At 48.4% G+C, this 20,481-nt stretch carries 16 protein-coding genes; 5 read left to right on the forward strand and 11 right to left on the reverse strand.

From position 1 onward, the window contains the following. Positions 1-11: 11 nt before the first annotated feature. The 6 genes from FHS16_RS19680 to FHS16_RS19705 form a co-directional block, all read right to left on the reverse strand. Complete coding sequence (locus FHS16_RS19680; RefSeq protein WP_183566504.1) at positions 12-785, reverse strand: pirin family protein; 774 nt, start codon at positions 783-785, stop codon at positions 12-14. Between the two features lies 1 nt (position 786). Further along, positions 787-1,251, reverse strand: coding sequence for a MarR family winged helix-turn-helix transcriptional regulator (locus tag FHS16_RS19685; RefSeq protein WP_183566508.1), 465 nt, complete (start codon positions 1,249-1,251; stop codon positions 787-789). Between the two features lie 262 nt (positions 1,252-1,513). Beyond that, positions 1,514-4,804 (reverse strand): NEAT domain-containing protein, encoded by a 3,291-nt coding sequence (locus FHS16_RS19690; RefSeq protein WP_183566511.1) that lies wholly within the window; start codon positions 4,802-4,804, stop codon positions 1,514-1,516. Between the two features lie 123 nt (positions 4,805-4,927). Further along, positions 4,928-5,317 (reverse strand): hypothetical protein, encoded by a 390-nt coding sequence (locus tag FHS16_RS19695; RefSeq protein ID WP_183566514.1) that lies wholly within the window; start codon positions 5,315-5,317, stop codon positions 4,928-4,930. Positions 5,318-6,065: 748 nt separating this feature from the next. Beyond that, the gene (locus tag FHS16_RS19700) at positions 6,066-7,829 is read right to left on the reverse strand and encodes an ABC transporter ATP-binding protein (protein WP_183566516.1); all 1,764 of its coding nucleotides are present in this window, start codon (positions 7,827-7,829) and stop codon (positions 6,066-6,068) included. Next, a complete protein-coding gene (locus FHS16_RS19705; RefSeq protein WP_183566519.1) occupies positions 7,826-9,580 on the reverse strand; it encodes an ABC transporter ATP-binding protein in 1,755 nt (584 codons plus the stop codon). The genes FHS16_RS19700 and FHS16_RS19705 overlap by 4 nt, the downstream gene beginning before the upstream one ends. Before the next feature lie 299 nt (positions 9,581-9,879). Between FHS16_RS19705 and FHS16_RS19710 the strand changes: the two genes are divergently transcribed. From FHS16_RS19710 to FHS16_RS19720, 3 genes are read left to right on the forward strand one after another with little or no spacing between them, the layout of a single operon-like run. Beyond that, the gene (locus FHS16_RS19710) at positions 9,880-10,467 is read left to right on the forward strand and encodes a TetR/AcrR family transcriptional regulator (protein WP_183566522.1); all 588 of its coding nucleotides are present in this window, start codon (positions 9,880-9,882) and stop codon (positions 10,465-10,467) included. A 45-nt stretch (positions 10,468-10,512) separates the two neighbouring features. Next, positions 10,513-11,178 carry a DUF2306 domain-containing protein gene (locus FHS16_RS19715; protein ID WP_246431851.1) on the forward strand — a complete coding sequence of 222 codons (666 nt, stop codon included), beginning with the start codon at positions 10,513-10,515 and terminating at the stop codon, positions 11,176-11,178. A gap of 45 nt (positions 11,179-11,223) precedes the next feature. Continuing rightward, positions 11,224-11,982 (forward strand): exodeoxyribonuclease III, encoded by a 759-nt coding sequence (locus tag FHS16_RS19720; RefSeq protein ID WP_183566887.1) that lies wholly within the window; start codon positions 11,224-11,226, stop codon positions 11,980-11,982. A 408-nt stretch (positions 11,983-12,390) separates the two neighbouring features. Here FHS16_RS19720 and murI read toward each other — a convergent pair whose 3' ends face one another. From murI to FHS16_RS19735, 3 genes are all read right to left on the reverse strand, one after another. After that, entirely contained in the window at positions 12,391-13,188 is a 798-nt protein-coding gene (murI, locus tag FHS16_RS19725) for a glutamate racemase (protein WP_183566525.1), read from the reverse strand. A 151-nt stretch (positions 13,189-13,339) separates the two neighbouring features. Beyond that, positions 13,340-15,226 (reverse strand): LTA synthase family protein, encoded by a 1,887-nt coding sequence (locus tag FHS16_RS19730; protein WP_312890985.1) that lies wholly within the window; start codon positions 15,224-15,226, stop codon positions 13,340-13,342. Positions 15,227-15,336: 110 nt separating this feature from the next. After that, positions 15,337-15,852 carry a RidA family protein gene (locus FHS16_RS19735; protein ID WP_183566528.1) on the reverse strand — a complete coding sequence of 172 codons (516 nt, stop codon included), beginning with the start codon at positions 15,850-15,852 and terminating at the stop codon, positions 15,337-15,339. A 116-nt stretch (positions 15,853-15,968) separates the two neighbouring features. On the opposite strand from FHS16_RS19735, the gene FHS16_RS19740 reads away from it, so the two are divergent. Both FHS16_RS19740 and FHS16_RS19745 read left to right on the forward strand, forming a co-directional pair. Continuing rightward, complete coding sequence (locus FHS16_RS19740) at positions 15,969-16,955, forward strand: aminotransferase-like domain-containing protein (RefSeq protein WP_183566531.1); 987 nt, start codon at positions 15,969-15,971, stop codon at positions 16,953-16,955. A gap of 14 nt (positions 16,956-16,969) precedes the next feature. Beyond that, the gene (locus tag FHS16_RS19745) at positions 16,970-17,833 is read left to right on the forward strand and encodes a Cof-type HAD-IIB family hydrolase (RefSeq protein ID WP_246431852.1); all 864 of its coding nucleotides are present in this window, start codon (positions 16,970-16,972) and stop codon (positions 17,831-17,833) included. 47 nt (positions 17,834-17,880) lie between these two features. Here the strand turns inward: FHS16_RS19745 and mglC are convergent, their stop codons facing one another. After that, entirely contained in the window at positions 17,881-18,897 is a 1,017-nt protein-coding gene (mglC, locus tag FHS16_RS19750) for a galactose/methyl galactoside ABC transporter permease MglC (protein ID WP_183566534.1), read from the reverse strand. Between the two features lie 29 nt (positions 18,898-18,926). Further along, entirely contained in the window at positions 18,927-20,444 is a 1,518-nt protein-coding gene (locus FHS16_RS19755) for a sugar ABC transporter ATP-binding protein (RefSeq protein WP_183566537.1), read from the reverse strand. Positions 20,445-20,481 lie beyond the last annotated feature (37 nt).

Here is a 20,481-nt window from a genome sequence, read left to right on the forward strand (position 1 = left end):
AATGATTGGAATTAACGCTGGTATAAAGGATAATCTACTTCCGTTGGCACTTGAATCATAATCATTCGAAACGGCTGTTCCTCGTTAACCAACCGAATCGTTTCAGCTTGTCCTTCCGCTTCCAATACCGTAAAATCCTTTTGCTTAAACAACGCCCTGCTTGTGCCTTCCGGGCCGAAGCTCCATAAGCCGTCGCCTCTAATAGCCAGCGCCGCTGCGGAATAGCCTTCGGGAATCGTAAACGCATATTCAGCCTCTGGCTCCAAAGTTAAGTCCCACACACGAACATCTGCAACGAGCTGAACGGGAGCTCCCTCACCAATAATGGTTTTGATTTGAACGCCGCTGCTGATGGAAACCGGAAAATCCTCCGCATTGTATTCATGGTAAGTCGGCGTTCTTTTCACTGCTTCGTTTAAGTTCGGCTCGAACCAAATTTGAAAAATCTCCGCATCGGGTCCCGTAATTCTCTCGCGATGCGATACGCCGGAGCCGGTCTGCATAATCTGCGCCCCGCCTGCGCCAACCGTGCTTTCCGTGCCTAGTGTATCCCCGTGCTCAACCAGCCCGTTCACTACATAGGTCATGATCTCAAAGCCTTTATGCGGATGCAGGCCTATGCTGCCGCCTTCCTTGGCATGTGCCCAGGCCCAATAAAACAATGGCCCTACCCCTTTCACCGCTTCCTGCTCCTGAGGAAACCCGATAGGCTTCTGTTCAATGATTCTACCGTTCTCGAATGAGCCTACTGCCTGCTGCAGCGGTGTATATACATTCACTTTCATCTCATTTCTCCCCCTTCAGGCTTATAGCCTCTGCATGCAGACCAACCTTCTTCAAGAGCACAATAAGCTGCTCCTTATCCGCCTTCTCAATAACATTCAAATGACGGCTAATAACGGCAGCATGCTTCGGAAAAATCTCGTCAAACAAAGCTTGTCCCTCTTCCGTTAATTTCACGTTCGAGCCTCTTCGGTCCGTTGCGCTTGGTTCGCGTCTCACGTAACCCTTCTTCTCCAGCTTATCGATTACATAGGTAATGCTACCGCTTGGAATCGAGAATTTCTCGCTTATCTTCTGAATAGGCTGCGGTCCCTTGCTGTACAACAGCTCCAAAATCATGAAATGCTCTTGGCTCACGCCGTAGCTCTCCATATCCTTGCGTATATTGTCATGCAAAGCCTTGGTAGCCTTATGCCAGATCCGGAAAAGTCTGAGGTCAAGCTGGTTTTGCTCATCAGGCTGATACATTGCTGTACCTCCCTACTCATTTATCTTAATATCATGAATTCTATTATTAGGATATATTTATCCTAACACTAGGATACCACAAAGTCAATATGATTATTCAAATGCCAAGCGTAAACGGCTGTCGCCGTCCTCAGCGGCGAAAGCCGTCGTTTCGCGGAGATATACAAGCACATTTAAATGTGAAAACATATAAATGCTTATCTATTAAAAAAGCCGACACCTCCCCTAAGGAAGGCCTCGGCATTTTGGTGCAGCAGTTTGACTACAGTTTCTCAAGCAAACGTAAAATCAGCGTCAGCGCTTCTGCGCGCGTAGCACTTGCGTTCGGATCAAACATATTGTTCCCTTTTCCTTGTATATAACCGCCTTCAATTGCTGCTGCCGCTTCATTCCTCGCCCATGCCGGGAACTCGGCTGCGTCCGCAAAGGATAATGCGGCGTTTTCTTTGATTTCAAGCTTAGCTGCACGTGCAATAATAACCGCAAGCTCCGCTCGCGTGATCTCATTGCCCGCACGGAACGTTTGGTCATCATACCCGCCAATCAATCCTGCTTTGACCGCTCTAGCAATATGCTCCTGCGCCCATTTCGGCAATTCCTGTTTGTCATTGAAACTCGTTGCTTCCTTGCTGGCTTCCAGCTTCAGAGCGCGACTGAGCATAACCGCAAATTCCGCGCGATTAATGACGGCATTCGGATGGAACTTGCCATCCTCGTAGCCTTTAGCGATTCCGAGCCCAATCGCCTTTTCAATCGCATCTTGGGCCCAGTGTCCCTGGATATCCTTCAGATTAGTTACGACAGGCTCAACCAATTCCTCATCCGAGTCTTCTTCCGTTTTCACCGGCAGCACGTCGGAGCCGTCGTAAGCTCTGATGCTCGACTCGTCGAATTTGATCTGGATATCGTACTCATGATGGTAATCTATTTCCGGCCAGTCGACTTTTACCCAACCGTTCGTTACCTTCGACAGGTCCGCTATCGGGAAGGACACCACTCTCGTATTTTGCTCCACATTTCTGCTAACCGTTGAAACATTAGCACCGTTAAATTTTAAGCCCGTTATTTCCTTGTCCTGCATAAGGGTTAGCGAAATTGTTTTGCTGCCTCCCGATATGCTTAACTTCGCGTTAGGATTAATATAGCCTTGCATCACGGAATCTTGATCCGTACCGAATTTCAAAATCCGAACATTAATGCTGAACTGCCCGTTCGTCAAGCCGCCAGGTGTCGGATCTGTGATCGTAACGGTATTCTCCGCCGCTTTAAAAGCAGCGACCGCTGCAAGAAGCACTGTTCGTGCCGTGTCCGATTGCTCCTGCGTACCAGCCACTCGCACCGACTCAGCGCTAGCCGATTGAATCGCGCTTTGCAGCGTGTTCTTCGCAGCTTCTGGATATTCACCTTTCTTTGTGCCTACTACCGCGGCTTTGTGAACCGCGGTGGCTTGTGTAATCGCCAAAGCTAATTCCGCATTGTTCACATTGTTCAAATTCAAACGAATATCATGCGTCATGTCATAGTTTCTGTCTGGAACCACCGCACGCACCTGTGCGTTTGCTAGCTCAGACAAATTATCAACCTTGAACGTCACGACACGGGTATTTGCATCCTCGTCTTCGCTGACAACCGTTGATTCTACGAAAGCACCGCCCGTTTTGACGCGGAATGCTTGAACCGTTGCGCTATCCTTCACCGTCAGCGTTACAAGCGTAGAGCCTGATTCAGTCGTAACGAGCGCCGGCTTCACAAAGTAGCTGTCCATGGTAGAGAATTGCTCTTTATCCGCATGAATAGCAGAGAAGTAAAGTATGGCAGACGCCGTTTCTTTGAATGCGGCAAGTGCGTCTTGCAGCACGGATTTCGCATCAGCTATTTGCTGCCTTGTTGCAGCAAGATTGCGCGAAGCTTGCTCAGCCGATTGAATCGCGGCCAGCAGGCCTTCCTTGGCATCCGCGAATTGCTGCTCTTCGCCTACAACGGCTGAAGCTGTATCATGCAGCTTCTGAGCGTCAACGGCAGCCTGCTTAAGCTCATCGAGCAATCCCGCGTTATAGCTGATATACGCTTCCTTCGTCGTGTCTCCCGATTTATATCTTACAAACGACAGTCCTAACCATTTATCATCGCCTGCAAGCATATTTCGTGAGATTACTTGATAAACTTGCTTAACCTCTGTAGAACTTTTGCTTATTTTGAGTGCTTTGTCTCTATTTCTAGTAAATAATAACCCGTCCGTAGTCATTCCGCCTTCTTCCAACGCAAAGGACTGAACGACCTCGGTAATGGAAGTGGCTGATCCGTTGAATGTGAGGTTAACACTTGTACGGTTCTGCAAGCCTTGATTCGTAATCAGAACCGCTGTTTTTTCGATTTCATTTGCATGGATCGTTTCAACCTCTGTTGGAGCCAGTGAATCCAATACGTAGATTTTCGCAGGTGCTGACGCTACATACTGCCATGTTGGAAAATCGATATAAGCATAATTTATTTTATTTACCGCTGCATCGACAACTGCTTGCGTCGCTTTTTCATCGTTTAAGACGACTTTAGCGATATTGATCTGATCAATAAAATTACTTTTCGAATTTTTTGCATATTCGCCTGGCGTAATCGAAGAATAGAAGGCGCCTGGATTGCCTTCTGCTGTACCTAATTCCACAGAGGATGATGCTATTTCTTCCGATAGTGCAATCAGAAGGCTAAGACCTGATTTATCTGCGGACAATAATAAGGATTTATAAAGGCTTAACGCTGCTTGAAGCTTCGTGAGAATGGCTTGGTAAAGCGTCGTATCCGATCCTGCAGCATCTCTTTCGCTTTCTGCAAGTACGATACTGTCGAAGAACGGCGTTTTGGAGCCAACCGGATAATCACCGAAGGACGTCCCTTCGTATGTACTTTCATAGACGGAACGTGAGACCGAGATTAATTCATTTACATTCTCAAGGGTAATCGGCTGTTCCGAGCCGCCTCCGTTATTTTCACCGTTATCACCGTCCCCAGGTTGTAGAGGAAGTGAGCTTGTATTCAGACGCAATTGCACATTATACCAGTGATTATAAGTAAATCCGGGAATATCTTTTACCTCTACATGCATGAGAATATCTTGTTTCTTGAATACGTCTTCCACATCGATTTGAACAATCCAATTGTCTGTTCCATTATTCGCTGGTCGATAAACGACAGGCTGATAGCCATCCTGGCCATCTACTGTATAACCAGAACCAACAGGCGTTATCACTGCTTTGCTGCTTCCAGCCTTGCGTGAACCTAGGTAATGAAAGTAAGCGTAATTCTTGCTCGTAATTTCATGCTCGAACTTGGATTTGCCATCTTGAATAATGAGCTTGCCGGCGTTTCCTGTTTGCATGAAGCCGTCGGCAGCCGAAGCTGTCTCCATATTATCTTTCCAATAGTTGTAGCTTATTGCATATTCGCCATCTGGAACCTTGGTTTCCTGCGGCTCCGCGGCATAGCTGAATTGAAAAGACATCAGCAGCAATGCAAGCGCAAGCAGCATGGATATAGACCTTTTAAATCTGTTTTTCAACTTGATACACTCCCTCTTCGCTACCTGATTCTGTTCAAACAAACGGGATGAGAAGCGGCTGATTAAATCAAGCCGCTTCTCATCCTTATCATTCAAACGATCAGGTCGCTGTTTTAATTTGAATTACAGCCAGTCAATTTGCAGGTTGAAAGTTGCATCGTGGATATCCTCGATGTATACACGAAGCTCAACCGGAATGTTGGTAACTACATCAGCTACCGGGAATGTGAATGTTGTGTTGCCGCCAACGACTGCTCTTGTTGCAAACACGCCGTTCACTTTAAGGGATGGGAAATAGTCGCCTGTAAGTGTAATGGTTGCTGTAGAACCGGTTACGTCAGCTGCACCGTTAATAAATGCGCTCGAGTGAGTCGCCGTGAAGGACGTTGCGCTGCCAGCGGAATCTAGGAAGCGATAGCTTTGCGATGCGGCAAAAGCCGGAATAGCCATTACTAGTGCAAATACCAAAGTCAAAAGCATCATAGGAACTAATTTCTTCATCGATTTCATCATTTTCAATACACTCCCTTAGTTTTGAATTCATATTTTCACTGCCGAAAAAGGTTTAATGACATGTAATACGCTGTTCAGCTAAAGCTAATTCCGACATCATTCCTCCTCTCTAAAGCGCAGATATGCCCACAGAAGAAGTTATAGCGAAGACAATGATAATCATTATCATCTAAGGTGCAAAAAAAATTTCCGTGGCAGGAGCATTTGCTTACTGGTGCAAGTCATATGCCTCTTGAAACTATCGTGAACGTGTACATCGCTCGTCGATAGCTTGATTTTATAATCGCCAGCTAAATTATGTCAATCCATTGATTGTCACTATTTATATTTTAAATAGTTCGACTTTGGCTTACAACATCTTCTTTTATAAAAAATAACCAAATATTAATTTAAATAATCTATGAAATTAATCGATGTAAATTATATTAACACTTATTATTTCCATATATAGCACTAATAAATTTATTCCCTAAAGTTATTGATAACGATTATCATTATTATTTAACGTTTTTTTATACTCTTTATTTCATGAAAACATCTTCATGCCTGCAAGGACTTCTTCGGTATTTAAGCCGTACTTCCGCTGTTCACCCAAGCGTAAACGGCTGAAGCCGTCCTCTGGCGGCTAAGCTTACGTTTCGCGTAGAAATATAGAGAAAGTTGGCGAAATGATATACTTTCCTATATTTTAAAAAAGAGCCCCCGATTCATGAATCGGGAGCCATACGAATAGCGGAATACTTCTCAATTAATTCTCTTCTCCATGCCACAATTGGCGGAATGTATCGCTTGCAGCAAGCAGCTCTTCTGCCGTCCCTTCAGCTTCAACCTCGCCGTCACGCATCACAATAATATGATCGGCCTGCGCAAGCGCCGTTTTTCGATGCGAAACAACCAGGCAGGTCGCATCTCCACGTTCACGGAATAGCCGGGACCATAGCTTCTGCTCCGTCTCAACATCGAGCGCGCTCGAAAGATCATCGAACACATATAGCTCACTATCACGCACAAGCATGCGCGCCGCAGCGGTTCGCTGTGCTTGTCCTCCAGACAGCTTTACGCCTCGAGGTCCAATCACCGTATCCAAGCCGTTCTGCAAATGGCCCAGATCATCCTCTAACACAGCCGTATGAAGCGCACGTGCCAGCTGGCCTTTCTGATCTGTTGCACCCAATAATATATTCTCGCGCAGGGTATCGCTGTACAGCCTTGGCACTTGCGCGGTGTACGCGCTGCGCGGCGGCGCAAAGAAAGAACCGGGATCAGGCACCTCCTGTCCGTTCCATCGCACAATACCAGAAGTTTGCGGCAGGAGGCCAAGCAGCGTTCGCACGAGTGTTGTTTTTCCTGAACCAATTGGGCCTGTAATGACGGTAAAGGAGCCTCGTTTCAGGCTGATATTAATAGATGCAATGCCTCTGCCCGTCTCAGGATAGGTATACGTCAACCCTACAGCATCTAGCTGTTCCAGCTTGTCGATTGCCTGCGGCTCTTGTTTGGCTGCTCCATCCTCTATATCTCCCTTTAAATACAATCGATTATGTGCCGTCAGCACTTGAGCGGGGGCTCCTTGCAATATGCCGGTTAAGCGGAGCAGCGCAACTGTCATCTGCTTGAAATAGGTGAGAAACTTGCCAAAGTTCGAAATAAACTGTGTGACGAAGGTCAAATAATAGACGAACAGAGAGAAGTCGCCTACCGTGAATTCACCGCCGCGCATTTTTTGACCGGCAAGCAGCAGAATCAGGCCTGTTCCTAGATTAACCGAATTGGAAAAGATCGAGTCCAGCACCTCGGTCATCAGCTTATCCTTCAGCATCGTTTTGCGGCGGTTGTCGTTGAGCTGCCTGAATCTCGACATGACGCGCTTCTCCGCACCCGCAACCTGAATCGCCTGCACGCTGCCGAACATCTCACTAATGGCACCCGTTACTTTGGCCGTCGACTCACGGCTGTCGGAGCGGTATTTCTGCAGCCTCGTCGTAGCAAGCTGCGCCACGACTACCACGATGACGAGCGGCAAAAACACAAGCAGCGTCATTTGCGCATCAATGCGTATGAGAATGAAGCATGATACGGCTGCGAAGCAGGTCATGCCGAATACATCGACAGACCAGCTGACAGCTTCCTCCGACTGATCTACATCATCCCGGAAATAACTAATCGCCTCGCCCGGCGAGCACGGTATGGCCCGTGCACCGGGCTCTTTCAGTATATGCTCCAGCAAATTCCGTCTTAGCAGCATTCCCATGCGGAAACGAAAATTAACATCGGTTATAAACCCGATCAACACCATCGCGCTGCGGGCAAATGCCGCCCCTATTAATAGAGCAATCAGCCCCCAAGTGCTATAGGCAGCCGCCGAATCAATCGTTAGCGAATCGAAAAAGGCCTTCGTAATTAGACCTGGAAAAATCGGCATCAAATAAATAATCGTCCAGATGAAGGCGTTGGTGATATACCAGCCTGGGCGGTAGCAAATTAAACGCCACATGTACGTAAACGTGCTCATGCCAGCACCTCCTCAAGCCCGGCCGCCAGCATTCTGCTGAACGTAGACGAGGGATCAGCAGCCAGCTTAACGCGGGCTCCGCTCTCTATAATGCGTCCTTGCTCCAGAATGACGATTTGGTCGGCACGCTGTACGGTGGCTAGGCGATGCGCAATAATGATGCACGAGCGACTGCTGAGCAGCTTCGTAATCGCCTGTTCCATACGGAATTCCGTAAGCGGATCAAGTCTAGACGAAGCCTCATCGAGAATGACAAGACCGGGATTTGTCAGAAAAACCCTTGCAAAAGCGAGCAATTGAGCCTCTCCGGCAGACAGGCTTGCACCGCCTGAAGCGAGCGGCGTGTCAAGCCCATCCGGCAGCGTGTCATACCAGTTCCTCAAGCCTAGTTCGCGAAGTACAGCGACGATGTCTGAATCGGAGATGCTCTCATCATATAAAGTTAAGTTATCCCTGATGGTACCTTGCAAAATCTCAATGTTTTGCGTCACGAGAGCAACCCTAGATCGCAGCTCGGCAAGTTTGCACTCCCTAATGTCCGTTCCGTTCAGCCTGATGCTGCCTTGCTGCGGGTCATAGAAGCGAAGCATAAGCCGGGCCAGCGTCGTCTTCCCGCTTCCCGTACGCCCTAGCAAGCCAAGCACCTCGCCTGGCTTTACCTGCAAATTCAGCTCCTGCAAAGTGGGAAATTCATCATAGCCGAACGTCACCTCGTTAAGCTCTACCGAAAGCGGACCTTCCGGCAGCTTCGCTCCAGGTCCATCCGCAATCTTCGGAGCAGTATCGAACAGCTCGAAGATACGAAGCAGGCTGGCATCCGCTTTCTGCAAATCCTCGATTTGGGTACGTATCTTTTCGATCGGCTTTGCCAGCAGCTCCGTATAATAGAAAATCAAATAAACGGTCCCTATGGATATAGCACCTGCTTTCCATAAAGAGGCACTAATCGCGAAAGCCATGGCGTTGCCCAACGCGAACACGATAATCGTTGTAATCCACATCGCTGAGAATCCGAGAAAAGCCTTTCTGCGCAAAGGCAGCATCCGCCGCAGCAGCGAATAGAAGCGATTCATAACGAACCCGGTTGCTCCGTTCGCACGCGTATCCTCTGTCCCTTCCAAATGCTCGCCGATATAACCGTAAAATTCAGCATTGATTTGTCGCCACTTGGCCCATACGGGCACCGCAAACTTGCGGATCCATTGGATGACAATCATTGCAAACACGACAAAAAGCAGCATGCCTAGGCCGATCCATATGTTTTCCCGAAATAACAATAAGATAATGCCGATCATTAACAGCAAGTTGCCTGCCAGGTGAATAATAAAGCTGGAGAAAAAATTCGCAAGCGCATTGACATCGCCATCAACCCGTTCAATGATTGAGCCTGACGTGTTCGATTTGTGAAACGACATGTCAAGCCGGAGGCAATGCTCGGCCAGATCGCCGCGAAGCTGATTCGTCGCACGCCAAGCCAGATTCTCACTCACATAGGTTGCGATGACAGAAACGAGCTGTTGGATGAGCGAGAAGCCGATGAAGAGCGCTGCTGCATAATAAAGCGGCTGCAAGGTTTTGTCGGATTGCGCTGTATCAATAAAGTAGCGGATAATCTGCGGGTTAACGAGCTGCAGCCCAATAGAGGAGAAAAGCAGCAGCGCAAGGCCCGCGAGCGCCTTCTTCTGCGGAAGCAAATAGCGGCTCAGCATCATCCGGTATTGGCTGAATTTCATTTTGTTCTTCTTGCTCATATTGCTCCCCTTTCATGCGATCTAGCGATGTCCAAAATGAATTAGCTTATGTAAGATGATTGTGTTCATTCAGGCGACTATCCCCTAGTAGAATAGCGACTGGCATTTATTCATTCATGGATTAACTACTCTCCCTCTGAACATCCTTTTAGGACACGGATAAGGCGTCGTTAAACCGATTTTACCATATATCTTAGTGTGTGGGATGGAGTACTGCATCCTAAATGGGTCGTTGACCAAATTATACAGCATATGGTATTCTTTTATTGAACATCGTTCAAATAAGGAGTTGTCTACCCATGTCACCACGAAAAGCAGTCGATCAAGAGCTAAGTAAAGAGCGGATATTGGAAACGGCTAGAGAGCAGTTCTCCCGGCTAGGCTATCGCGATGTATCCATGCGAGCCATTGCAAAGGCGCTAGGCTACTCACCAGGATCGCTTTATTACCATTTTCGCGAGAAAGCGGATTTATTCAGTGCGATGACAACAGCAGATTTCGACCGGCTCAATGAACTGCTCCACGACACGATGAACCAAACTCCCACTCCCGGCGTTGATCAACTGCGCATGATATTTATGCAGTTTATTCGGTTTGGCCTGGACAACAAACGCTCATTCGAGCTGATGTTCCTCATTCAACAGCCTGAGCTTGATTGCTACACGTCGAAGCCGAAGATGGCCAGCTATGAGGAATTTTCTAACGCGGTAAAAGGATGCTTGCATCACATCAACCCAGAACATGTTCACAATGATGATATGGTATGGGTACTGTTTCTCTCCCTGCACGGCTTTATCAGTTTCTATATCTCCAGCTCGCAAACCTTCGAGGAATTGAATGAGCTTGCCAGCCTTCATGTGCAATTGCTGCTGCGTGGACTGCACTAATTTTTTTAGCTTTTAATTGAACACCAATCAATTAGGGGAAGAGTGATGATGTTGATGAAAAAATGGAATCGAGCGCTCGTATTTTTTCTTGCTTTTGCCATAGCCGGATATGCTGCCGTCCAGTATGGCTTATTCAAAGCCAGCGATGCCGGCCTCGTCGCCGCAAAGCTGCAAGAGCCTGATTTTCAGCTTAAGCCTTGGGTCTACGTATTGTACGTCCACATCGTAACCGCCATATTGGCGCTTGTTATTGGCCCTTTTCAAATTTTCCAGAAGAAATCAAAGCCTAGGGGAACCCTGCACAAACAGCTCGGCTATGTTTATGTGCTCTCGATCGCAGTAAGCGGCATTGTCGGCATTTATTTGTCTTTTTACGCAACAGGCGGCATTATTTCGGGTCTAGGCTTCTTTACGCTGGATATCCTTTGGCTGGCAACGACATGGATGGGTTTGCGCAAAATAATGGCTGGAGACATAAAGTCGCATAAAGAATGGATGCTTCGCAGCTATGCGCTTACATTTGCCGGGGTTACTCTGCGAATATGGCTCGCGCCTCTCGTTATGCTTTTTGGTGAATTCGAAGCCGGCTACCACGCTGTCGCCTGGCTTTGCTGGGTGCCTAATTTGATTATTATGGAAGCGATCATCCGCAGAAAGATTCCCAAAGCGCCACATCCCCTCCACGACAGTCAATCCAAGCCGAATCTATGATAAACTAATAGAAAAACGAAATGATTCGCGAGGAGATTAATGATGATCAAGCTCGTATCTTGGAACGTAAATGGGTTGAGAGCATGCGTAACCAAAGGCTTTTATGATTATTTTAAAGAAACGGATGCAGATATTTTCTGCCTCCAGGAAACGAAGCTTCAAGAGGGCCAGATTGCCATGGAGCTAGGCGAAGAGTATGTCCAGTATTGGAATTATGCAGAGAAGAAGGGCTACTCCGGCACGGCTGTGTTTACCAGAATCAAGCCTCTCTCCGTTCATTACGGCATGGAGGAAAATGCTGAACCCGAGGGCCGCGTCATTACGCTTGAATTTGAAGGTTTTTATGTGGTTACGGTTTATACGCCTAATGCAAAACGCGACCTAACGAGACTGGACTACCGGATGGAATGGGAAGACCGTTTCCGCAGCTATTTGCTGCAGCTGGATGCGGTGAAGCCCGTAATCGTGTGCGGAGACCTTAATGTTGCGCATCAAGAAATCGACCTCAAGCATCCGAAGCCCAATCTCGGAAACTCTGGCTTCACCCTTGAGGAGCGCGGCAAAATGACCGACCTGCTCCAATCCGGATTTCTGGATACGTTCCGGCATCTCTATCCGGACCGAGCAGATGTGTACAGCTGGTGGTCATACATGCCTAAGGTGCGAGAGCGGAACGTGGGATGGCGAATTGATTACTTCCTCGCCTCCGAAAGACTTCAGCCGTTACTCGTCGATGCGCAGATCGACTGCCATATCATGGGCAGCGACCATTGTCCGGTGCTTCTCACCCTCGAGGACATATAAGACCTATTGGACTTATAGAACATTTAAGATCTTAAGGGAATTAAGGGACTTAAGGGACTTAAGGGACTTAAGAGCCTGAATGGCTTAAGAATTCATCATCTTGTACACATTACAACGGAGCTTCCATTTCACATGGCAAATAAGCGTTTATCCTGCAGAAGTACAGGATAAACGCTTATTCTTTTCCCGCTAATGAGGAAATTCATCCATTCCTAAATATAGCTAAGGCCCCGTCAGAGCTTCCGCTGCCGCATCAGATCGGACCGCCAACAATCATCCGGCACATCAACAGTCTTTCGCGCATCAAGAACTTCATCACCTACTCGAAATGTTCTCAATCACCCAGAGAGTCGTCAGCCTTCCCAAGCAAAGCTTAGCACGCTCTGCAAATAAGGCTCGTTCGATCCATCAAGTTGGCTGCGTTTCCGTTAACGATTCCCGCTCACGTAGAATAGACAGCGCTTTTTGCATTTTATTGATGTAAGCAGGCTCTCGGCCCGAGCACATCAATTGTACATCTCCTTTGCCCCCGCCGCTCGCGATGCCGTAACGGCTCAGCAAGGCAGAAAGCCGCTTTACCGTTCCCACGTTGCCATCAACAATTGAAATATGCGCAGGCAGCAATTTCCTGAGAATATCTTTGTAGAAAGGATAATGCGTACAGCCAAGTACAATGATGCCGTATTGATCCAAATCGTAGTCTGCAAGCTTGGCAAGGAAATAGTCATTCATAATCGATTGATCGAACTGCAGCGCCTCGCAGTAATGCACGAGCTCCGGCAGCGGCAAAGAATCGACGATGCCGTGTTCATCCACACGGGATACGAGTGCGTAATATTTAGGCAGTTGCAGAGTTAGAGGCGTGGCGAATACGAGTACTCTTTTGCCAGTTGCAAGGTTCATCTCTACCGCTGGCTTTACCGCCGGCTCCATACCTACAATGGGAAGCGAATACCGCTCTCTCAAATCATTAATAGCTATACTGGTAGCCGTGTTGCAGGCAACTACTAAAGCATCTATGCCTTCGTTCATCATCAAACCGACCGAATTGAGAATATACGCCCTGACATCCTCTTCGGCCTTTGTACCGTAGGGAACGTGCAGCGTGTCCGCCATATAAAGAAAATCCTTGTCAGGAAGCCTATGGAGCGCTTCCGCCAGCACGGTAAGCCCGCCAATTCCCGAGTCAAAAAAACCAATTCGCATGTCTCATCGATTCCTTACGTTATATTGGAATAGAATAATTAATTGTCGCTATATCCATATTAACTCATTGCTACCCGCCATTAAAGCTTAACCTTTCTCATAAACGAAAAACGTCCCCTGTCTGTATCGACAAGAGACGTCTGATCCACTTCTAAGGCGCCCGCTTCGGCAGCAAACGGACATAATCGTCAGATAACTTCATGAGCTCTAGGATATAATCGTAATCCGCGCGATACTGGCCGAAGTCGGACACGGGCTGTTTCGTTCTTATATCGATTGCTTTCCCATCCTCGAAGCCCTTGCCTGGCACGAACAGGATGTCATTATTGAAAAACGAACCTGTAGGGAGATAATATCGCATCCCAATCACATTGCTCGTCATATTGAGCAAATCATGCCCAAATGCCGTATATGCCTCATCTTTGAGCGAAACGCCCAACAGGTTGGCTACGGTAGGCATAATATCCACTTGACCGCCTACTTGATCCATCACCTTCCCATCAGCGCCTGGCACATGGACGAATAACGGAATGTTAAACCGATCCAAATCTCCGTCATAGGTAATGCCAAGCTGCTCGCTGACCCAGGCAGGATCATTGTCCTTTTTTTGAAGACCATAATGATCGCCGTAGGCTACCAACACTGTATTTTCCCACATGCCGCTTGCCTTCAGACCATCTATAAACTGGCCCAGTGCATAATCGGTATAGTTTAGCGCCGTTAAATAGTCACCGAGCTGGGTGTCTTTCAAATTGTCCGGCATGCTGATTTTCTGCTTATCGCCTGGTACCTTAAACGGATGATGGCTGGATGTCGTTACAAATTGCGCGTAAAAGGACTTGTTTTGTCCCTTCAGTTCTTGCAGCTTGCTCAAACCTACCTTATACAGCTCTTCATCGGAAGCGCCGAAGGAATTAAAGTGATCATTCTCAAAAGATGGCTTGTCATAGTATTTCGCAAATCCCAGCGCAGGATACATGCGGTTGCGGTCCCAAAATGTCACGTCGTTAATATGGAACGTATTCGTCTCGTACCCCTTCTCGCCCAGCAGCCTTGGCAGGCTCGGAAGCACACGGTCTCCGTAGCCCGTCGACATCGCAATGACGCCGGTTGGGTAAATCGAAGTGTTCGACAAAAACTCGGCGTCCGAGGTGTTCCCTTGTCCGATTTGCTGGAAAAAATGCGGGAAATAGAAGCTTTCTTTCGCCAGCTCATTCAGAACCGGAGTAATCGGCTTTCCATCAACCGCGAGATTGACCGCGAAGTTTTGGAAAGCCTCCATCTGAATGACGATGACGTTTTTGCCTTTGGCAAATCCGAAGAAGCTAGGCGTACCAGCCTCAACGGCTTGGCCGATTTGGTCAAAGTAATCAGCCTGAAGCGACTCGGCGCTAGCCGACGTCTCTTCTACGCTGCCGCTCCGCAGCGCCGCCTGCTCCTTGTTCTCCTTGATCGCAGCAGCAACCTGATAATCCAGAAAGCCGAGGCTCTCTGCTTGCACGATCTCATTCGGAATGGAACTGCCTGACCAAATGTATCCGCCTGATACGGTAAGACATAGCAGCGCCGCAATTCCGGCGTAAACGGGTTTCACCATCCGTTTGCGCCCTTCCAAGAGAGGACCGTTCAAGCGATTCCAGACTGAGATGACAGCGAGAACGATCACATCAACAAAAAAGAGATAAAATGAAGGCTGCATGATCGATCCGACGCTTGTCCGGACCTGCAGCACTTGATCCAGCCCATGCAGCGCCGTGTAAGTCGGAACCGTTCCGTAGTAGCTGAAATAAATCGTTGATGCGAATAAGAGAAGCGAGATAATGCCATTCACGATACCAAAGACTGCCGCCTTCCATCTGGCAGAAGTCATGAGTTCAACGATGAACAGCAGCGCCAATACAGCTGATGCATCCGCTAAGAGACGGTCAGCCTGGATGCCATGAAATATAAAATGCCTGAACAGCAGCATTTTGAGCATGATCATTATGAAAATAACGACAAACGGTGATCGGCCGTAACGTTTCGAGAATAGTAACAAGCCCTTTCACTCCTTAATTGTACATGCCTAACGTAAATAGAAAAAACCGTCATGACATGACGGCTACTCTAAACATTAATGTTAAGGGAATATGAAGGCAAATGCAACGGTCAAAAAAATGTAATCGAGGAAGCTTTCTCGGCGCATTTATGTTCAGATCCGAAAGCAGAAACCTCAAATATGGAATCAATAATGATTGGCAATTGTTCTCTTAAAGAGCATGCGCCAAAAACGGAACGCGCATGGACACCCTTTTCCCCGAATACCTCAAGCATAACGTCGGAGAAGCCATTCAGCACTTTATGATGCTCATCAAACTGCGGATCGGCATTTACGAAGCCTTGTGCCTTTACAACCTGCTTCACAAGGCTCAGGCTATCCACAGCGCTTTTCACCACAGCAAGAACCTCGATGGCCGCCTCTCTCGCGAACAGATAGCCCTCCTCCGTCGTGAAATCACTGCTAAGCTTGCCACGCAACTTCGATGACGGCCCTTTCCCGGAAACAAATAGAAGACCCCCTGCGAAAACATAGTTCGCGTAGCTAGCTGCCGGCCCGCTAGCCTCTGGCAATATGATTCCTAACGCCGTTAATCTTTCTTCTACATCGTCATGAATAGTTGTCATTGTGTCCCTGCTTTCTGCAAGCTTAGCGTAGATTGCTGTCTCTATGAACAAAGCATATACTAATTTTGACCCCTGTTATAGTGACAGTTATCCATGAAATTTACGGGTCAGATCGAGTGGCAATCACCTATGGAATTAATATTTGCAAGGCTAGAGGGAACCCCATTGTATTTATCTCTTTATCTTCACATTCGCGCGCTTATTCAAAAATCGGATCAGGCCTGCCATACAGCATTCATGTTCTCTCCAAGCTGCTGGAAGGAAAGCTTACGATTGGGATAGAAGCAGGAGGTTTTGCACAGGTAGGCCTTATTTTTGAGCAGCACGGTTTCCGTGTTATCCCGCTTTCTTTCGACTGTATGGATCATCTCGTAACCGAGCTCGCTGCCAACGCTATTCAAGCGCTGTACGTGACCCCCTCTCATCGTCCATCAGCTAAACCACTGCCCTATGCTGCAAGAAAGCAGCTGCTTCGCTGGGCAGCGGACAACAACACGTACCTCATCGAGGATGACTACGACGGAGATTTCCGTTATACCGGGAAAACCCTTCCTTCGCTTCAAAGCTTGGATGAGCACGGCTCCGTCGTCTATATTGGAACATACTCCAAAGCCTTCACGCCTGCCTTGCGCATGAACTATATGGTTATGCCGCCGCAGCTGCACGCTAAGCTGCCAGCCATTGAATATGCCCTCGCAAGCCCATCGCGGATCGATCAATGGGCCATGCAGCTGTTCATGGAACGCGGGCATTGGTACCGTCATGTTCGCAAATTGCGCAATTTGTACCGGGGAAAGCATGCTAAGCTTTTAACTTATTTGCGCTGTTACCTGCCACATTCGCTCAAAGTTAGCGAGGAGGCTGCGGGACTTTTCGTAGAGATAACAGTCAACGCCGCTGTCAGTGAAGACGATTTAGTTGGACTGGCGGCAAACGAGGATGTTATCGTATATGGGCCACAGAATCTCTCTCGTCCCGATAACAGCGAAGGAGCAACGATTTACCTTGGCTTCGGCGGTTTAACCGACCATGAGATGGAGCAAGGCGTTCAACTGCTGGCTCGTGCTTGGAGCAATGTTTTCGCTTCTCGCATGCATGATTAAAAGGAGGCATTATCATGACCCTGAAGAACAATCATTTCCTCACTGACCTTGACGGGACGCTGCTGCATTCCGATGCGTCACTGTCCGCATATACAGTTGAAAGCATCGTTCGTGCTATGGAGGAAGGAGCGGTTATCAGCTACGCGACGGCGAGGAGCCACATCAGCTCTTACAAAATCGTATCCGTCATTCCATGGAAGCATCCGATCGTCTTGTACAACGGTGCTGTCATTTACGAGCCTCTCTCGATGAAAGTTATCGGCGGGCACTGGCTGGATAACGGAACCGCGAATGAAATCATCGAAATCGGCAGATCGTTTGCCATGCTGCCTTATTTATTCGCATTGGATGAGGATGACCAAGAGCGCGTGCTGCATGAGAAGCTCGTCCGCAGCGGTGACCTAGCCTTCTTCGCGAGCCGCCCTAATGATCCGCGCTTCGGAGAGCTGCCGATTCTTGCCTGTCCAGCGTCCTTTAGAGCATTAATGATGACCTTCATAGGCTTGCTTCATGAGCTGGAACCGTTAAAAGATGAGGTTAGCCGCCGCTTTGGCAGCCATGTCCATGTCCATCTCATGAAGGATGCATACATCGAGAATCATTACTTTCTAGAATTCAGCCACCGTCATGCGAACAAGAAGGAAGGACTACGGCAATGGGCGGAGCTCGTCGGCTGCAAGCCGGAAGACGTTACCGTATTCGGAGACAACTTGAACGATCTCGGTATGTTTGAGACCGCAGGCACAAGGATTGCTGTATCTAATGCCCACCCTGTTCTCCTTGAGCTGGCTACCCATGTGACTCTGAGCAATGACGAGGACGGTGTTGCTGTATATATTAATGCGATTAAGCATAGTGAGCGCAAAGAGCTGCCCTAAGGTCATCGACCTTGAGGACAGCTCCCGGCTACCGCTTCTTCTTCTTCTTACTTTTTCGCTACATATTTGCGGATATCGAATGCAACGGCAACGACGATGATCAAGCCTTTGATAATCAGCTGCCAGTTCGGATTGATACCGATATACGTTAAGCCATAGTTAATAACGGTGAAAATGAGCACGCCTGCGATGATGCCTTTCACGCGCCCTACTCCGCCTGTAGTGGATACGCCTCCGACTACGCAAGCCGCAATCGCGTCAAGTTCGTACATATTGCCATAGTTGTTCGATGCGCCGCCCGTACGTGCTGCTTCGAGCACTCCGGCCAAGCCGTACAGAGCGCCGGCAATCGCATAGATCCACATCAGGTTGCGCGCCACGTTAATTCCAGATACATGCGCTGCCTGGATGTTGCCGCCGATGGCATACATGTTTTTCCCTAGGCGCGTTTTGTTGAACACGACCCATACGATAAAAGCGACGAATATCGCGATAAGCACGATGTACGGTATCGAGAACTGACCGCCGCCTATAGCACCCGTGCCGATTTCCGTAAAGTCTTTGCGCAAGCCGCCGATCGGCTGCGAGTTGTTCGGTGGCATATCGAAATAAAGCGAATTCGCGCCATAGACCGCAACCATCGTACCGAGCGTCGCAATGAACGGCGGCACGTTAAATTTTGCCACGATTACGCCGTTGAGCAAACCGACGAGCAAACCGACGATGATCGCGATCGCGATCGGAATGATCAGCGAAAGCTGAGGCAGGTTCGGGAAAAATTTGCTGGCATAGTCAGGCATTTGCAGCATAGATGCCGAAACGACAGCACTGAGGCCAACGACCCGTCCAGCAGACAAATCCGTGCCTGCCGTAATGAGTACAAACGCGGCCCCGAGCGCGATAATCGTCCGGGTAGAGGATTGAATCAGCATATCTCTCAGTGTCGTAATGGACAAAAAGTTAGCATCTATGATGGCGATGCCCAGAATCAGTGCCACAAGCACGATCCAGATAGCGTTTTGTGAGAATGCGTGTTTAATTTTCATGCTTTTAGCAGCTTCCATTTGTCTCAACCTCCTTCAAATCCGTTATGTTAGCCGGTCTGCGCAGCTAACCGCATAATGCTTTGCTCCGTTGCAGTGTCGCTTTCGAGAATGCCGGTGGAGCGTCCTTCCGACATCACCATAATGCGGTCAGACATACCGATCAGCTCCGGCATCTCAGACGAAATCATGATAATGCTTTTTCCTTGCTTAGCAAGCTCGATAATAATGCTGTATATTTCATATTTAGCCCCGATGTCGATGCCGCGCGTAGGTTCATCAAGCAGCAAGATATCAGGATTCGTCAGCAGCCAGCGTGCCAGCAGCACCTTCTGCTGATTGCCGCCCGACAGATTGCGGATCAATTGATCGACTGACGGCGTTTTTGTCTTGAACTTCTCGACGCCTTTAACGGCTTCTTCCCTCATCTTCGCCTCATTCAGGAAGCCAAAACGATTCTGATACATGCCAAGGTTGGCGATCGCCGTATTCTCCTTCACGGACAAGACCGGGAATATCCCCGTAACGCGGCGTTCTTCTGTCAACAAGGCAATTTTGTGCTTCTTCGCATCAATCGGCGATTTGATTACAATCGGCTTGCCATCCTTATAGATGGAGCCCGATTTCACGGACCGAAGCCCGAACAGCGCTTCAATGAGTTCCGTGCGCTGCGCGCCGACTAGACCGCCGATCCCGAGAATTTCTCCTTTGCGAAGCTCAAACGATACGTCCTTGAACGAATGCGCATGCGGTGAAGTCAGTCCTTCTACCCGAAGCATGACATCGCCCGGAACGTTCGTGCGCTCCGGATAACGCTCCGATAGATCGCGTCCAACCATGCGCGTAATAATCGTATCGATGGTCAGCTCCGGGGCTGGCCAGGTTCCGATATATTTGCCGTCGCGCATAATGGTTACGTCATCTGAAATGCGCAATATCTCTTCCATCTTGTGCGAAATATAAATAATCGAAACGCCGCGTGCACGCAGCTTATTAATAATTGCAAACAGCTGCTCTACCTCATTGCCCGTAAGCGAGGAGGTCGGCTCATCCATGACTATGATTTTCGAATTGAAGGATACCGCTTTAGCAATTTCAAGCGATTGTATTTTGGAAACCGACAATTCGCCTACCAGCTGGTTAGGGTCGATCCCCATATTTAGATCTTCAAACAGCGCCACCGTATCGCGGTACATCTTTTTATGATCTATGAACCGGAAAGGCGGAATGCCCTTTACCGGGAATCTGCCAAGCCAAATGTTCTCCATCACACTGCGCTGCGGTACGGGATGAAGCTCCTGATGGATCATCGAAACGCCAAAATTCAACGCGTCCTTCGAGTTTTTAATATCAACCTTTTGTTCATCCAAATAAATTTCGCCGGCATCCGGCTTATAGATTCCAAACAAGCATTTCATCAATGTAGATTTGCCTGCGCCATTCTCTCCCATAAGCGCATGAACCGTACCGGGACGTACCTTCAGCGTTACATTGTCCAGTGCCTTGACACCCGGAAACGTCTTCGTAATCCCGTTCATTTCTAGCAAATAAGGATGCTGCTTTGCCATTGTATAGCCTCCTTTTGTCGAGCCCGCTTTGCGTAAA

The sequence above is a fragment of the Paenibacillus endophyticus genome (assembly GCF_014192395.1).
In the GTDB taxonomy this organism is placed as follows: Bacteria; Bacillota; Bacilli; order Paenibacillales; family Paenibacillaceae; genus Pristimantibacillus; species Pristimantibacillus endophyticus.

Coding starts and splice junctions, on each gene's coding strand:
- murI (WP_183566525.1), bottom strand. CDS start 13,188: ATGCGAATTGGTTTTTTTGACTCGGGAATTGGCGGGCTTACCGTGCTG.
- FHS16_RS19695 (WP_183566514.1), bottom strand. CDS start 5,317: ATGATGAAATCGATGAAGAAATTAGTTCCTATGATGCTTTTGACTTTG.
- FHS16_RS19745 (WP_246431852.1), top strand. CDS start 16,970: ATGACCCTGAAGAACAATCATTTCCTCACTGACCTTGACGGGACGCTG.
- mglC (WP_183566534.1), bottom strand. CDS start 18,897: ATGGAAGCTGCTAAAAGCATGAAAATTAAACACGCATTCTCACAAAAC.
- FHS16_RS19705 (WP_183566519.1), bottom strand. CDS start 9,580: ATGAGCAAGAAGAACAAAATGAAATTCAGCCAATACCGGATGATGCTG.
- FHS16_RS19735 (WP_183566528.1), bottom strand. CDS start 15,852: ATGACAACTATTCATGACGATGTAGAAGAAAGATTAACGGCGTTAGGA.
- FHS16_RS19700 (WP_183566516.1), bottom strand. CDS start 7,829: ATGAGCACGTTTACGTACATGTGGCGTTTAATTTGCTACCGCCCAGGC.
- FHS16_RS19710 (WP_183566522.1), top strand. CDS start 9,880: ATGTCACCACGAAAAGCAGTCGATCAAGAGCTAAGTAAAGAGCGGATA.
- FHS16_RS19680 (WP_183566504.1), bottom strand. CDS start 785: ATGAAAGTGAATGTATATACACCGCTGCAGCAGGCAGTAGGCTCATTC.
- FHS16_RS19755 (WP_183566537.1), bottom strand. CDS start 20,444: ATGGCAAAGCAGCATCCTTATTTGCTAGAAATGAACGGGATTACGAAG.
- FHS16_RS19715 (WP_246431851.1), top strand. CDS start 10,513: ATGATGTTGATGAAAAAATGGAATCGAGCGCTCGTATTTTTTCTTGCT.
- FHS16_RS19685 (WP_183566508.1), bottom strand. CDS start 1,251: ATGTATCAGCCTGATGAGCAAAACCAGCTTGACCTCAGACTTTTCCGG.